Source organism: Streptomyces sp. NPDC031100 (assembly GCF_055570785.1).
In genome coordinates, this window is record NZ_JBVIGN010000015.1 from 116232 (window position 1) to 130329 (window position 14098).

Here is a 14098-nt window from a genome sequence, read left to right on the forward strand (position 1 = left end):
GCACCGCGGCAGGTCCTGGAGGACGTCCAGGACCTGGTGGCGAGTCAGGCCGGCGTGTGTGCTTCGGGGTCCAGCCGCCGCAGGGTGAGGAAGGCCTGGGCGGCGGCGCCAAGGGTGACGTGGTGGTGCCAGCCGCGCCAGGTGCGGCCTTCCAAATGGTCCAGACCCAGGCCGTGCTTGAGCTCGCGGTAGTCGTGTTCGATCCGCCAGCGCATCTTCGCCCACCGGACCAGGTCGGCGATCGGGGTGGTGACGGGCGGATTCGTCATTCAGCAGCCGGTCGGTTCAGCTGCCTCTTCAGGGCTGCTCCACGAGCAGGGTCCGCAGCGGCAGCACCCCGTTCCACCGACTGCGTCCGCCGGCCTGTTCCTGGGCGGTGCGGCAGGCTTCCTTGCCCGGCGGCCGCACCTGGAGCACGGTGACGTGCGAGGTCATCGCCCCCTTGATGCCCTGCCGCCAGCCGACCTCCTCAAGCCGGGTGCCGACATCGACCCTCTGCCCGCCATAGCCGGGCTGGTACCGCTGCGTGGTGGCAGGCCGTGCGATCTCCTTCGGGTCGACGGCCATCACGCATGCCCAGCCGCATGACCACCCCGGGGTCGCAGTCCCCCACAGGCGGAACGAGGTAGACGCGGCCGACACCGTCGAGAGTGGCGCCATGACCGGCCGGGTCGTACCAGTCGACAGGGACCGGCACCGTGCCGGGGACGGGCGTCGCTCGCCGGCTCGCCGCTCTGAAACGGTGGCCGGCGGCCGCCAGCCCCACGGCCGTACGGCTACCCGTAGCCCCGGTCGCGCCGATGACCAGCGTCGTGCCGGTTGCGGTCATCGGATGCTCCTGGCGAAGTCGAGGTCGCCGCCGGGGACCGCGAGGGGGATTCCAGTAGTCGCGGTAGGAGGTGAAACACCCGTCCCGCACAGTCGCGACGGCGATGTAGGTCATGTCGAAGGGACGGCCGGAGCCCGCCAAGCGGCCGACGCCGCGCATCTCGACCACGATGGTCTGCGGGTCGGCGGTCTGGTGGATGTGCAGGTCGGGGAAGTCGTGCAGGTCAATGTGGTCGGCATAGTCGCGCATGCAGGCGGCGATCGCTTCCTTGCCCACAACCTGCCGGGGCCAGCCGTCGAGGCGATGGGGAACACACGTGGCAAGTTTCGCGAGCTTCTTGTAGCAGGTCAGGGCGGCGGCCAGGCCGAGGAAGGCGAGGAAGTGGAGCCCTTTCGTTCGTATCGGACGGTGAGGCGGCGGTAGCCGAAGAGCCGGGCGATCGACCGTTCGATCTTCCAGCTGTGCCGACCGAGGCGTTCGCCGGACTCGATGCCGGGCCGCGCGACGCGCGCGACGAGCCCGCGCTCGCGCAGCCAGGCCAGGTGTTCGGCGGAGAAGCACGCCTTGTCCGCGCGGAGTTTGACGGGTCGGCGCCGCCGTGGTCCCCGGCGGGACCGGACGGCGGGTATGCCGCGGATGAGCGGCTTGAGGGCGAGGCTCTCGTGCATGTTCGCGCCGGACACGGCGACGGCGAGCGGGATGCCCTGGGCATCGGACAGCACGTGCAGCCTGCTGCCCTTCTTGCGGCGATCGACCGGGTTCGGCACGGTCGGCGATCCCCCCTTTCGGCGCGAGCGGAGGCCGCGTCGACGATCGCCGAGGTCCAGTCCACCTCGCCCCGGGCCCCGAGTTCGTCCAGCACCGCCCGGTGCAGCCGACGCCACAGGCCGCCCTCGGTCCATACCGTGAAGCGGCGATGCGCGGTGGCGGGCGACGTGCCGAACGTCGGCGGCAGATGCCGCCAGGCACAGCCGCTGGTCAGCGCGTACACCACTGCCGTGAACACGGCCCGCTCGTCACATGGAGCGGTCCCACCACCTTGCGGACGGGCAGCGAACGACGGCAGCAACGGGGCGGCCAGCTCCCAGAGTTCATCAGGAACCAGACGCTTCGATAGATCAGCACCAACGACCGGCATCATGCCGCACGAACATCACGTCACGTGAGACAACCTCTAAGCCTTGATTGGTGCGGCCGACCTGGCGGCCTGCTCGATCTTCGCGCAGTAGGCTGCACGGGCTTCCTCGTCGATCTGCTTCTCGTGTTCGGCGCGCAACCCGGTCCGGCCGTCGAGGCCCTCGCGCAGGATGTCGGCGTGCCCGGCATGCCGGATGGACTCGCCAAGGACATGGACCATGACGGCGAACAGGTTCGTGTCGGCATAAGGCTCCGGCCACCACGGCACGTGGCCGGGGGCGTCGAGGGGAAGCTCGTTGATCGTCGCGTCCGAGTGTTCCCACGTACACCGGTAGAACCCGATGATCTGATCGCGGGTCTCGTCCTCGGTCGCCCAAAGATCGCTGCCGTCGGAGTCCTGCCACCGGGGCAGCGGTTCCGGGGAAGGGCGGTCGAAGACCTCGCCGAAGTACCTGGCCTCGACGGTGGCCACATGTTTGACCAGGCCGAGGAGGTTGGTCCCGGTCGCTGTCAAAGGTCGGCGGGCGTCGTATTCGGACAAGCCGTCGAGTTTCCAGAGCAGCGCCTTGCGGTCCCGCCGCAGTCTCCCGTGCAGGTTGTCTTTCGCGAATTCATCGATCATGCGGCATGAGCCTGCCATGGGCTGCTCGTGGTCTCAAGATCCCGCACGTGGTCCGCAACGACTGGCAGAGCCGAGGCCTGGCCATGGCCGCCGCCCTGGCGGCCGTGCTGATCGATCCTGGCATCAGGTGCCTATAGATCTTGAACGTGACGTCGAGGCTTTTGTGCCCCATCCACTCGGCGACGTCCGTGATCGGAATGCCGTTGCTCAGGCAGTTCGACGCGAAGAAGTGACGGTTCCCGTAGAGCACCATCCCTTCGGGCATGTCCACCTTGCCCGCTGCCCTGATTCGCCGCCACTGATTGTCCATGCCCCAGTGGGTGGACGGGATGACCTGTTCGGGGGACGGGATCACGGCGCGCGCCGGGTCGTACTGCGGCGGCTTGACGCCGGCCACCGGGTTATCGGGAAAGATCCCTAGCCGATGTGCGTCCAGGAGGACCGAGCGCAGCTTGCCGAAGGCGTTGGACCGGGTAGCCAGACCGACGCCGTTGCGTTTCATGGTGCGGATGAAGCCGTCAACGACCTTGTGATCGAGGGGGTTCATCCGTCGGCTGGCGAGCGCCGGGTAGAGGTGGTGCTCCAAGAGCGAGTCGACGTGCCGAACCGACGCGACAGCCAGATGACGTTGGCCGGCCTTCCACTCCTCGACGTACTCGTCGAACCGCATCGTGCCGTGCGTCTGGATGCGCTCCGCCTTCGACTGAGCCTGCGGTGCCGCCTTCTTCTCGTTGTAGATCTCTGTCAAACGCCCAATGACCTTGTCGCGGTCCGTGAACCCCGACTCCTCCACCTGCTTGCCGGCCGCCGACCGGTACCGGATCTTGTAGGGGTGGATCCGTTGCCTGCGCCCGAGCTGCCGGCTGTACCGCTGAAACCGCGGGGCCGGGTGCGCTGAACCTGCCGCCCCACTGACAGGTAGTCAGGTTCTTGCGTGGAAGACTCCATCCAGTGCCGGCCGGCAGGACCGATGTCCGCAAGTTGATGAATCAAACGACCTCGGCGCCGGCGTAAGGGGCCTGCCACGGCGGTACTCGTCCTCCGACCGGGGCGAGGGTGAGGTCGCTGCGGCTGCCCGAGCAGGCGCGGGCCCGCAGGAGCGCCGCTCGTACTGACCTACGGGAGCGGCATCGGGCAGACTCCGGAATTCCAGAGCAGACTGAGCGGCTCCGCTCGAAGGCCCTCGGAGGGTTCTCGCCTGCGTGTCGTTCACAGCTTCGCTGTGGGCGTCCGGTGACCGGCCTGTCAGCCGGAGTCGGTCTTCGGCCAGTCCTTGATGACCGTCTCCTTCGCCTTCTCCACTTCCGCGTCGGACGGGAACTGCGGTGTCCCTTCAACCGTCGGCAGCCGTGCAGCGGCAGCCTCGTCGAGGGTGCCGTCCTGCTTCATGGCATCCATGAGCACCGGGCGGGCATAACCGTGGAGCCGGAGGTTCTGGCCCTCCGGGCTGAAGAGGTACTCCTCCCACAGGCGGGCGGCCGCCGGGTGCGGGGCGTTCTTGTTGATCGCCTGCGCGTAGTACTGGGCGAAGCTGCCGTCGAAGGGGATCGAGACCCGCCAGTCCACGCCCTTGTCGCGGAGCCGGTCCGCGTAGCCGAGGTTGGCGTAGTCCCAGTTGATGCTGATGGGTGTCCGCCCGTCCGCGACCGCCGCCGAGGTGGAGTCGACGGGGGTGAAGTTGCCCGTCTTCCTCAGCTCGGCGAAGAAGTCGAGACCCGGCGCGATGTTGCCGAACGACCCGTTGTTCGCCAGCGCGGCCGCGTAGACGCCGGCGAAGCCGGCCTCCGACCGGGGCGGGGGGCCCTCGAGCGCGACTTTGCCCTTGTACACGGGCTTCAGCAGATCGGCAAAGGTCTGCGGACAGGGCTTGACGAGGTTCGCGTCGCAGCCGATGGAGATGTAGCCCCCATAGTTGTTGTACCAACGGGCCTGCGGGTCCTTCTGACTGTCGGGGATCGAGTCCCAGGTGGCGACCCTGTACGGCGCCAGCAGATGCTGCCTGGCCGCAGCCCGCGCGAACGTGTCGCCCACGTCGATCACGTCGGGGGGCTTGGAACGGTTCCGGCCGCTCCTGATGGCATCGAGCTCGTCCTCGCTGTGGGCAAACGGACGGTCGAGCGTGACCTTGATCCCGTACTTCTTCTCGAAGCCCTTGATCAGGCCGCCGTACCCCGCCCAGTCACGCGGAGTCGCGATCGTGGTGACCTCCCCCTCCTGCTGCGCTGCCGCGATCAGCGTGCGCATGCCGCCGGCGCTCTCGGCGGACGTGGCCAGCGACGGCTTCTCTGGCCGGGCGGCAGGAGCACTCCCACAGGCACTCAAGCCCAGTGCCACGAGTGCGGAGCAGCCGAGAACCGCCGCTGCTCGGGCACGGGGTGTGGTCACAGCGCCTCCAGGGATGCGCAGGGAACGAGTGGCCTCGCCGGGGGACCGTTCGGTTGCCGGCGGTCCGGTGGCGTCACCGGAGTGGTCGACCGGCGCCACCGCGCCGCGCTGCGTCGAGCCGCCGCCGTCTCCGCGCGTACGGCTGCGCAGCACGTCCGGGCCGAACTGCGGGCCCCCGGCCTGACCTCCCGGACTTCGTGGGTCTGCTTCCCCGACGAAGTGGTCGTCGAAGTCAGGGTACCCGCACGCTTCGATGGCCGGTTCCCAGCCGAGAACGCCTGCCGGCAGCGCTGCCACGCCGTCGGCGCGGTCCCCTCACGACGCGGTGTCGTCCCATTCGTCGAACGAGATCTCGCCGAGCGCCTCCGCCACCGGCGTGCCGCCCTGGTCGAGGGACTGCTCTGCCCAGATCACCTTGCCATGAGGTGTGTAGCGGGTGCCCCAGCGTTGGGTGAACTGGGCGACCAGGTACAGTCCGCGGCCCCCCTCGTCGGTGACGTTCGCCCGGCGCAGCCGGGGCGCGGTGCTGCTGCCGTCGGAGACCTCGAAGATCAGGGTGGCCGCGGTGGAGCCGTCAACCGGCTCCAGGTGGAGCAGCCGGACGGTGATGGGCTCGGTGCCGTAGCGGATGGCGTTGGTGATCAGCTCGCTGAGGACGAGTTCGGCGGTGAAGACGATCTCCTCCAGGCCCCACTCCGTCAGCCGACGGGCACAGGCGCTGCGCACCGGGGCCACCGCCGCCGGGTCGCGGGGCACCGGCCACTCGGCGACCCGGCCGGGATCGAGTCGACGCGTGCGGGCCACCAGCAAGGCGATGTCATCCTTGGGCCGGGCGGACAGCATGGCCGCCATCACCACCGCGCAGGTGTCCTCCGGAGTACGGTCGGGCCCGGTCAGGGCGGCGCGCAGGGCCCTCAGGCCGACGTCCACGTCGCGCTCGCGGTCCTCGATCAGGCCGTCCGTGTACAGCACCAGCCGGGACCCCTCGGGCACGATCAGCTCGGCGTTCTCGTACGGAAGCCCGGCGCCCAGCCCCAGCGGCGGGGAAACGGGCACTTCGGGGAAGTCCACGGTTCCGTCGGGAGCGACCACCGCTGGTCCCGGATGGCCCGCGGTGGCGATGCTCAGCTGCCCCGAGTCGGGATCGTAGACGGCGTACTGGCAGGTCGCGCCGATGATCCCCGGCCCGTCCTCTCCGGCGGCCGCTTCCTCGGCGTCGATGTGGGCCACCAGCTCGTCGAGCCGGGCCAGCAGCTCATCGGGGGGCATGTCCAGGCCGGAGAAGTTCTGCACGGCGGTGCGCAGCCGGCCCATGGTCGCCGCGGCATGGAGGCCGTGGCCGACGACGTCACCGACCACCAGCGCGACCCGGGCACCGGACAGGGAGATGACGTCGAACCAGTCCCCGCCCACCCCGGACCGGGCCGGCAGATAGCGGTAGGCCACCTGCAGGGCGGGCTGCTCGGGCAGTCCACGTGGCAGCAGACTGTGCTGCAGGGCGACGGCCCTGGCATGTTCACGGGTGTAGCGGCGGGCATTGTCGATCGACGCCGCTGTCCGAGCGGCCAGCTCCTCGGCGACGGCCATGTCCTCTCCCTCGAACGAGGGTGAGGCGTTCGTCCGCCAGAAAGCCGCCATCCCGAGTACCACCCCTCGGGCCTGCAGCGGGACTGCGAGCAGGCAGTGGATGCCGTGATCGAGGACCCGCCGGGCGTCTTCGGGGTACCGGGCCCGCCAGACGTCGAAGGTGCCCAGGTCCCTCATCAGAACCGCTCGGCCGTCCGCCGACTCCGTGGAGACGGCGCGGTCGGCTGCGAGCCGGCTCAGTTCGCTCAATGAGTGCAGGAGCCCGTCGCCGTCCAGACCCGTCACCGCGACAAGGCGCATCTGGCTGGTCCCACCGAGGGGTTCAGCGCCGCGCAGCACCGGGTCGAGCAGTTCGACGGTGACGACGTCGGCGAACGGGGGACCTGCCACCTCTGCCAGCTCCTCGGCAGTGCCTTGCACGTCCAGCGTGGCGCCGATCCGCATCCCGGCTTCGTAGAGCAGACTCAACCGCTGGCGCGCCCCCTCTTCCCTGCCGGACAGGGCCTGCAGCTCGGTGGTGTCCCGCAGCGTCACAGCGCTGCCTTCCGGTCCGTGAGGTGCGGTGGGGCGCTTGTTGACCGCCAGGAACCGGTCGCCCCTCAAGTACACCTCGTCCGTGACCGGGCGGTTGGACGCCAGCAGCTCGGCGAGGTCCTTCTCCAACCCGAGATCAGTGACGTGGCGCAGCTCCGCGTCCGCAGGCAGGTCCAGCAGCCGCCGTGCCTCGCCGTTGGCCAGAAGCAGTCGGCCGTCGGCGTCGATGATCAGCACTCCCTCCCGCACGGCATGCAGCACCGCGTCGTGGTGCTCGTACATCCGGGTCATCTCGGTGGCGCCTAGGCCATGGGTCTGCCGCCCCAGCCGGCGGCTCACCAGGCCCGCCCCGCCTGCGGCGATGACCAGGGCACCGGCAGTGCCGCCGAGCAGGACGGGCAGCTGCCGGTCCACCGTGTGCTGCACGCTCTCGACCGTGACGGGAGCGGCGACGATGGCGACCACCGATCCGTCGGCGGCCCTGACGGGTACCGCCGAGACCACGGAGAGCCCCAGGGACCCTTGGAAGGTGCTGGTGAACGGCTTGCCGGCTGCCGCCTCCGCGTAGGGCCCGATGACGTGTTTCCCGATCTGCCGCGGATCGCTGTGCGTGAGAGTGACCCCGTCCAGCCGGTAGACGACGAGGGCATCGACGCCCGCTGTCTTCCGAGCCGCCTCGGCCTGCGGCTGCAGCACCGCCGTCGGGTCGGGGCTGTCCAATGCCGCCACGATCCCCGGGGAGTGTGCGAACGTCTGCGCCACGGCCAGCGTCCGGTGTTCGGCATCGGCCACGCTGTCGCGCCGGGCCTGCACGACGAGGCCCAGCAGCGCGGCGGCGGCGAGCAGCAGCACGAGGACCAGCTGCAGGAGGAAGAACTGCCCGGCGACGCTGCGCACGCTCAGCAGGGAGCTCAGGCGCCACAGCGTAGGTGACGTCTCTCGCCGACCGGGGGGACCGGTCTTCCCGGGCGCATCGGACACCACACATCCAGTTTGACCTGAAAGTCACTACATTCCCCCTTTTTCCGTCGCTCTTGGGGGACCGTAGCTCCCCCTCCCTCGGTGCCGATCTGCTGCACGACGAACAGAGCGAGCACCGGAGGACTCCTGGTCGGCTGCGGTCCTGGTCAACACATGCCGATCCATCTGCCGGCCCGCCTGGACAGGCAGCCGAGCGCCGAGGGCCGGCGCCACGTCGACACGTTCCAGGCCCACACGGCCCACCACCCGCACAAGCCGGAAGGCGTCTCGCCCGCCGTCACCGGCCTGCAGCGTGCCCAGGCCGGGTCCCTCCTGTTCACCCGCTCCCCCGCACTGCCCGAGTCGCCGTGGATTCGGCGGCGCATGCCTGCCGCATGGTGAAGACCTTCTCGCTCGGCCGCGTCGCGGGCATCCGCGTCGGGGTGCACGTGAGTGTCCTGGTCATCTTCGCGCTGATCGCGTTCGGGTCGGCCGAGGGGCGCCTGCCCCGTGCCCACCCGGGTAGTCCGGCCTGGGCCTACTGGGTGACAGGTCTGGCGACGGCCGTGGTGTTCTTGCTGTCCCTGCCGGCCCACGAGATCAGCCACGTGATGGTGGCCCGCCGCAACGGGGTCGGCGGTGACGAGATCACGCTGTGGCTGCTCGGCGAGGCACCCACCCCGGCGGCGGACTGCGCATCGCCGGTGTCGGGCCGCTGGTGAGCCTTCTGCCGGGCGGGGTCTTCACCCTGTTCGCCTGGTGGGCTCACGCGCTGCGCGGCCCGGTTCTGCTGGTGGAGGCGCTGGCCTGGCTGGCGGGCATCGACATCCTGCCGGCGGTGCGAAACCGTGATGGTGCCTCTCGCCGACATCCCCACCGCCGGGTCCCGACGGCTCCTAGGTCCAGCTCCTGCCGACCTTGGATGCGAGCCCGGCCCGCCGGGCCCTGGTATTGGCGCAGGGCCGCGTCGTCGGCATCGTCACCGGTTCCGACGTCAGCCGGGTCGTCATCACCTGGCTCTCCTCGACCGCACCACCGGGCGCGGGCCTCAGGACGGTGCCGGGACCACGCTGAGTTCCGCATCGTGTCCTCCCGGTCGGTCCTCTCTCGCCGGTTTGTGTCACGGCTGCACAGAAGAGGTGGGTCGCATCGGGCACGATGTGCAGCCTGTGCGCGTGGTGCGCAGCCGTCGTACCGCGTCCTGTGCGGCCATCGGCGGCTGCTCCCGGCGGGTGTCGCCGGAGGTGGTCCTCAGCCTGTGGTGTTCGCGCGCCGTGCTGTGGCGCGGCTGCCAACCAGTTCGGTCCGCCCTAGCATGGAGACCAAGGGCAGGAAAGAGAAGCCGGCGCATGCACCTCGTGCAGCACATGCGATACGCGGCCGGGCAGGTGCCGGCCACGCCCTCTCGCCACCTCCGATCGAGCCGACCGCTCCCGGTGTCGAACACCGCCCGCCCGAAGACGCGCAGGCAGGGCGGCGGCCCGACGGCGCGCGGGCCGTGACCTGACGGTCGCTCAGAGTGGCAATGCCGTGCGGTGCTCAGTCGCCATTTGCGCTACAGCCTGATCGCCCCGGCGAGTAACGGCCCGGCCCGTCACCCACCCCGTAAGGGAGCACAGCATGACGCAGAACCGATCCCCTGAACCCAGTGCCGCGCCCGAGCCGGAGGCCCGATTGAGCCGACTGGAGGCACAGGTCGCGACCCTGGCCGAGGCAGTTCGGGTACTCGCCCGTGGGTTGGAGAACATCCCGTCGGAGGACGTTCCGCCGGAGGAAGCGGAACGCGGCGCGCGACTCGCCCATGAACTCCTCCTCTCCCAGGGCCTGTAGCCGCAGAGTCGCGCCTCAGGAGACGGAGTCGGCCGCTGTGGCCGGCACCAGTACCGGCCGACACCGGGGTTGCCTGCCGTCGTCGAAGAGATCGCTGGGAGTCGTCGATGACACATGTACAGGGACGTAAACCGATCGTGGTCGGCGTCGACCCCGAACCGGGAGGACGCACGGCGCTCGCCTGGGCCGCCGACGAGGCGCACCGGCGCCGCCTGCCCCTGCTGCTGGTCCTCGCGCAGAACGTGCCGACCCCCGGGTACCGGCCGACGGGCGGGCGGCCGTCCTGGGAGGAGTGGAACGAGGCACTGCACGCGACAGGGGATCGGGTGCTGAAGGAGGCGGTCGCCTTCGTAGAGTCCCGGCATCCGCAGGTGCGGGTGTCCGGGCTGCTGGCGGAGGGGCACCCAGCGTGGGTATTGCGGGAGCAGGCGCAGAACGCCACGGAGGTCGTGGTCGGTTCCTGGCACCTGAGTGCTGCCCAGGAACTCTTCACCTCCGCCGCCGTCAGCGTGCCGCTCATCGCCCACGCGCCGTGCCCCGTGGTGGTCGTACCGGAGCCGGAACACAGCGGGCAGCTGCAGCCACACTTTGTGGTCGGGGTAGACGGCAGCCCTCAGTCCGCCGGCGCCGTCGACTTCGCCCTCGAGGAGGCCGCGTTGCGCAGCGCGGCCCTGCGGGCTCTGTACGTGTGGCACCCTCCGCGGCTCGGAGTCCTGGACGAGGACGCGGCCGTCGAGGAGTGCCGCAGGCTGCTGTCGGAGACGGTTACGGCGCGTACCGCCGCTCGTCCGGAGGTGGAACTGCACCACGAGGTCGTGAGAGGCCACCCGGTACAAGTCCTCACCAAGGCGTCCGAAGACACCCTCGGCCTGGTCGTCGGCACACGCGGGCACGGTGGCTTCACCGGCATGCTGCTGGGCTCCGTCGGTCAAGGCGTACTGCACCACGCGCACTGCCCGGTCATCACCGTGCCCTACCAGCACGACCAATAGCCCGCGGCTCTCCGGAAGGAGGGGACTCACGCCGGAACGCGAAACGGCAGGTCCCGGCATTCCTTGGGATCCACGACATCGAGGGTGTCCAGCGCCTCTTCGGGGCCGGGATCCTCTCGTCAGATCTCCTCCTCCATGCGGATGGCGGCTCTGAGGTCCTCCTGCGCCTTGCCCGGCGAGCCCTCCTGTGCCTCGAGCAGGGCGGCGACGATGGCGTCCAGCTTGCGCTGGATGGCGCGCTCGGCCCGTAGCTCCGAGTTCTTCAGCAGGGCGAGCAGGAGCAGCGTCACGGCCGTCATGCAGTCCCCGGCGAGCACCTGCCACTCCGTGCCGAGCCCGGCGGCATGGACGATCACCATCCACGTGACCAGCACCAGGCACAGCAGGAAGAACACAGGGGAGCTGGTGAACATGGACGCGCCCTCGGCGAATCGTTCGAACGTGCGACGTCGGTCGCCGCCCCGGTCGGCGGGGTGCGGGAAAGTCATCGGCCCTCGTCTCTCCGGGCGCGCCCGTCGCCGTCCGCGAGGATGTCCGCGACCAGCCGCAGATCGGCGACGAGGCCGTCGTAGACCGCCGAGCGGTCGTCGGCGTGCAGGACAGCGGACGGGTGGATCGTCGCCACCAGCCCGATGATCCCCTCGTCGGCCACGCCCGTGCCGTTTCCGTCGCCGCTGTCGTCGAGGCCGGGCCAGGGCAGCACGGCGCCGCGCTGCTCGGTCACCCGGAATCCCGAGCCGAGCAGGGCCTTGCCCGCCGTCCCGCCCAGCGCGACGACCGCCTTCGGTGGCACGACCCGCAGCTCGGCTACGAGCCAGGGCCGGCAGGCGGTCATCTCGCGCAGGGTTGGCGGCTTGTGGATTCGGCGCTTGCCGCCTCCGGGGTGTGAGGCCCGCGCCGGTCACCAGGTGGGGCTACGGACTACTCGTGCGAGTACCCCCACAGGGCAGAGCGAACTCAGAGGACGGCGCAGCGCCATCCGCACGACTGCCTCGGCTGGACCGACCCACCTCATGGGTGAAACGCCTCCGTCCCGGACAGTTCACCCCAGATGCTGCCAGGTGATCTCCTCGCGTCCGGTGAGAACCTCCGCGACCGCGTCGACTCCCAGGGGGAGCGGCAGCGGCCACCGCGCACGGATTCTGCTCAGTTCCTGATGTGAACGGACCAGACTGGCGAAGTCCCGGGGGTACGCGGCGGCATCCACGCCGGTCAGGACTCCGATCTTGCGGGCGCGGGCGGCCGTACGCTGCCAGTCCTTCGCCGCGGCCAGACCGATGGACTCGGTTCCGTGGTTGAAGAGCAGGACGCGGATCTCGTCGTACGGCTCGGTGGTGTCGAGGTACCTTTCGAGCCCGGCACGGGAGGCCCCGGTACCGAAGACGGTCCAGTACGGCACAGAGGCGGTGCGCAGCGTCTGCCGCGGATCGAGGAGCAGGAACGACTCGACCAGAAGGCGGCCCGTGGGCACCCCGCGCTCGGCGTACGCCTTGCGGCAGAGGTCGGCCACGGCCGGGCTGAGCCGCTGGGGGCTGTCGAAGCGCAGGACGTCCAGGTGGAGTCGGTGTCGCCGGGCGAAGGCCGACATGTCGTCGACGAGCGCGGGTTGCAGACCCCACTCGGCTTCGGGACTGTCGCCGTCGGGGGCCGGCGGGTCCCAGCGGCGCACCGGGGCGCCGTAGCGGGTGAGCAGGTCGGCGACGCGTGGGCCACCCTGGTGGTACTCCTCGGGGGTGGCGTCGCCGAGGGCGCCGAACTGGAAGACGTATCGTTCGTCGACGGTCGTAGTGGGCCAGCTCAGGGTGCAGTCGACGGCGACGAGAAGACCGCCCGGCGCCAGGTGGTCGCGGATGAAGCGTCGATACGCTTGCGGCAGCCGGACCCACTTGACCCGGAAGTAGGTCATGCCGGCGATCATCAGACGGTCCTGGTTGGGATCGTGCATGTGGTGCAGCACGAGGTCCGGGTTTGCCGCGAGCAGGGCCCGTCCGGCGTCGCGGACGGCGTCGAGGTCGCCGCGCGGGTCGTCCGGGGCCACGCCACGGCGACGCACGGGCACGAGCAGCGTCTGCGGCAGCCACGCGGCGTCGAGTGCCGCGGCCAGATGGACCAGGGCGCCGTTGGCGGACCCGACGAAGATCACCGGGTAGCGGCGCCCGGGATAGTGACCGGTGATCCATGCGGCCAGTGCCTCCGAACACACCTCGCCTGCCCGGCGGGACGGGATGGCCTCGGCCCAGCCGCTCACGGCGTAGACGCGTTCCTGGACCGCTGCCGGCAGCCGGTTCAGGCCGCCCAGCAGCCCGGACAGCGGCGTCTCGAGGACTGCAGGCACCTGGCCGATGGCCGGGATGTCCCGCCCCTCGAGAAAGCGGGACAGCGCCCGCAGCATCCCGGTGGCCGAGTCGAACGACGCTACGGTTCTGGCTGCCTTCACCCAGCAGTCCTCCCTGGATCGGGCCGTCCGTCGTCGGCCCGCGCGGCGGCCGCCCTGAACTGATCCCCGGCAAGGAAGTGCCTGACGAGACCGGCCACCGCATGCGGCCGCCGATAGGGCACCATGTGGCCGCTCTCCGGTACGACGGCCAGCCGTCCCTCCGGCAGCAGCCGCGTGACCTCCTCGGCCCACTCCTGAGGAACCATCCGGTCACGGGCGCCCCGGACCACCAAGGTGGGCATGGGAACGTACGGCAGCTTGTCCTCGACGCGGTCGCGCAGCGACTCGTTGAACACACTGACCAGTCGGCGGGGTCCGGCGTCACGGTAGTCCGCGAGGTTGAGCGGCGCCATCGAGACCCGTTCCTGGGGTGCGTTGAGTGTCCATCGCAGCACCTGACGGAGGAAACCGCGGGCTGCGGGGTCGACGGTCGGCCCCACCAGTACCAGGCCCGTGATGTGGTCCGGACGTCGGACGGCCAGATCGACGGCGACCTGACAGCCGAAGGAGCAGCCGAGCAGCACCACCTGGTCAAGACCGGCGGCGGTCAGCCACTCGGTCAGTGAGTCGGCGAGTGCGCGCAGTCCGAGCGGGCGCTTCGGTCCTGCGCTGGCTCCGAAGCCCGGGAGGTCGACGGACCATGCGTCATGGTGAGGAGCGAGCGCCTGCTGAAAGGGCCGGAACTCCCGGCTGGAGACACCGGCGCCGTGCACGCACACGACCGGCGGCCGTCGTCCGGGCTCCCGCCACGCGACCATCGGGGTGCCTCGTACCTCCTGAGTCAT

Annotated in this window: 12 protein-coding genes and 4 pseudogenes; 5 read left to right on the forward strand and 11 right to left on the reverse strand. The window is 70.3% G+C overall.

Annotated elements, in window-relative coordinates:
- Positions 1 to 44: 44 nt before the first annotated feature.
- The 7 genes and pseudogenes from ACZ5DS_RS34545 to ACZ5DS_RS34575 form a co-directional block, all read right to left on the reverse strand.
- Positions 45 to 465: pseudogene (locus tag ACZ5DS_RS34545) on the reverse strand (transposase); the annotation flags it as partial.
- 118 nt (positions 466 to 583) lie between these two features.
- Positions 584 to 829, reverse strand: a pseudogene (locus ACZ5DS_RS34550) (ergot alkaloid biosynthesis protein); the annotation flags it as partial.
- Between the two features lie 330 nt (positions 830 to 1159).
- Positions 1160 to 1967, reverse strand: a pseudogene (locus ACZ5DS_RS34555) (IS5 family transposase); the annotation flags it as partial.
- Positions 1968 to 2003: 36 nt separating this feature from the next.
- Entirely contained in the window at positions 2004 to 2588 is a 585-nt protein-coding gene (locus ACZ5DS_RS34560) for a DinB family protein (protein WP_468246478.1), read from the reverse strand.
- Complete coding sequence (locus tag ACZ5DS_RS34565; protein ID WP_468246479.1) at positions 2578 to 3336, reverse strand: hypothetical protein; 759 nt, start codon at positions 3334 to 3336, stop codon at positions 2578 to 2580. Before ACZ5DS_RS34565 ends, ACZ5DS_RS34560 begins: the two co-directional genes overlap by 11 nt.
- 497 nt (positions 3337 to 3833) lie before the next feature.
- Positions 3834 to 4973, reverse strand: a complete 1140-nt coding sequence (locus tag ACZ5DS_RS34570; RefSeq protein WP_468246480.1) for an ABC transporter substrate-binding protein — start codon at positions 4971 to 4973, stop codon at positions 3834 to 3836.
- Between the two features lie 315 nt (positions 4974 to 5288).
- Positions 5289 to 8000: a SpoIIE family protein phosphatase gene (locus tag ACZ5DS_RS34575; RefSeq protein WP_468246721.1), complete on the reverse strand. Its 2712-nt coding sequence runs from the start codon at positions 7998 to 8000 to the stop codon at positions 5289 to 5291.
- Positions 8001 to 8228: 228 nt separating this feature from the next.
- On the opposite strand from ACZ5DS_RS34575, the gene ACZ5DS_RS34580 reads away from it, so the two are divergent.
- The 5 genes from ACZ5DS_RS34580 (at position 8229) to ACZ5DS_RS34600 (ending at position 10876) form a co-directional block, all read left to right on the forward strand.
- Positions 8229 to 8456: a hypothetical protein gene (locus tag ACZ5DS_RS34580; protein WP_468246483.1), complete on the forward strand. Its 228-nt coding sequence runs from the start codon at positions 8229 to 8231 to the stop codon at positions 8454 to 8456.
- Positions 8450 to 8776 (forward strand): zinc metalloprotease, encoded by a 327-nt coding sequence (locus ACZ5DS_RS34585; protein WP_468246484.1) that lies wholly within the window; start codon positions 8450 to 8452, stop codon positions 8774 to 8776. The genes ACZ5DS_RS34580 and ACZ5DS_RS34585 overlap by 7 nt, the downstream gene beginning before the upstream one ends.
- Before the next feature lie 196 nt (positions 8777 to 8972).
- A complete protein-coding gene (locus tag ACZ5DS_RS34590; RefSeq protein WP_468246486.1) occupies positions 8973 to 9128 on the forward strand; it encodes a hypothetical protein in 156 nt (51 codons plus the stop codon).
- Positions 9129 to 9674: 546 nt separating this feature from the next.
- Positions 9675 to 9884 carry a hypothetical protein gene (locus ACZ5DS_RS34595; RefSeq protein ID WP_468246488.1) on the forward strand — a complete coding sequence of 70 codons (210 nt, stop codon included), beginning with the start codon at positions 9675 to 9677 and terminating at the stop codon, positions 9882 to 9884.
- A 107-nt stretch (positions 9885 to 9991) separates the two neighbouring features.
- Positions 9992 to 10876, forward strand: a complete 885-nt coding sequence (locus ACZ5DS_RS34600; RefSeq protein WP_468246490.1) for a universal stress protein — start codon at positions 9992 to 9994, stop codon at positions 10874 to 10876.
- Between the two features lie 119 nt (positions 10877 to 10995).
- On the opposite strand, the gene ACZ5DS_RS34605 is transcribed toward ACZ5DS_RS34600, so the two are convergent.
- The 4 genes and pseudogenes from ACZ5DS_RS34605 to ACZ5DS_RS34620 form a co-directional block, all read right to left on the reverse strand.
- The gene (locus ACZ5DS_RS34605; protein ID WP_468246492.1) at positions 10996 to 11364 is read right to left on the reverse strand and encodes a low affinity iron permease family protein; all 369 of its coding nucleotides are present in this window, start codon (positions 11362 to 11364) and stop codon (positions 10996 to 10998) included.
- Positions 11361 to 11759: pseudogene (locus ACZ5DS_RS34610) on the reverse strand (uracil-DNA glycosylase family protein); the annotation flags it as partial. The gene ACZ5DS_RS34605 and the pseudogene ACZ5DS_RS34610, both read right to left, overlap by 4 nt.
- A gap of 159 nt (positions 11760 to 11918) precedes the next feature.
- Positions 11919 to 13313: a hypothetical protein gene (locus tag ACZ5DS_RS34615; protein WP_468246494.1), complete on the reverse strand. Its 1395-nt coding sequence runs from the start codon at positions 13311 to 13313 to the stop codon at positions 11919 to 11921.
- Positions 13310 to 14098, reverse strand: a complete 789-nt coding sequence (locus ACZ5DS_RS34620; RefSeq protein ID WP_468246497.1) for an alpha/beta fold hydrolase — start codon at positions 14096 to 14098, stop codon at positions 13310 to 13312. Before ACZ5DS_RS34620 ends, ACZ5DS_RS34615 begins: the two co-directional genes overlap by 4 nt.

Excerpts from the sequence above, each read along its gene's own strand:
- ACZ5DS_RS34560 (WP_468246478.1), bottom strand. The coding sequence starts at position 2,588 with ATGATCGATGAATTCGCGAAAGACAACCTGCACGGGAGACTGCGGCGG.
- ACZ5DS_RS34580 (WP_468246483.1), top strand. The coding sequence starts at position 8,229 with ATGCCGATCCATCTGCCGGCCCGCCTGGACAGGCAGCCGAGCGCCGAG.
- ACZ5DS_RS34585 (WP_468246484.1), top strand. The coding sequence starts at position 8,450 with ATGGTGAAGACCTTCTCGCTCGGCCGCGTCGCGGGCATCCGCGTCGGG.
- ACZ5DS_RS34595 (WP_468246488.1), top strand. The coding sequence starts at position 9,675 with ATGACGCAGAACCGATCCCCTGAACCCAGTGCCGCGCCCGAGCCGGAG.
- ACZ5DS_RS34600 (WP_468246490.1), top strand. The coding sequence starts at position 9,992 with ATGACACATGTACAGGGACGTAAACCGATCGTGGTCGGCGTCGACCCC.
- ACZ5DS_RS34605 (WP_468246492.1), bottom strand. The coding sequence starts at position 11,364 with ATGACTTTCCCGCACCCCGCCGACCGGGGCGGCGACCGACGTCGCACG.
- ACZ5DS_RS34620 (WP_468246497.1), bottom strand. The coding sequence starts at position 14,098 with ATGACTCAGGAGGTACGAGGCACCCCGATGGTCGCGTGGCGGGAGCCC.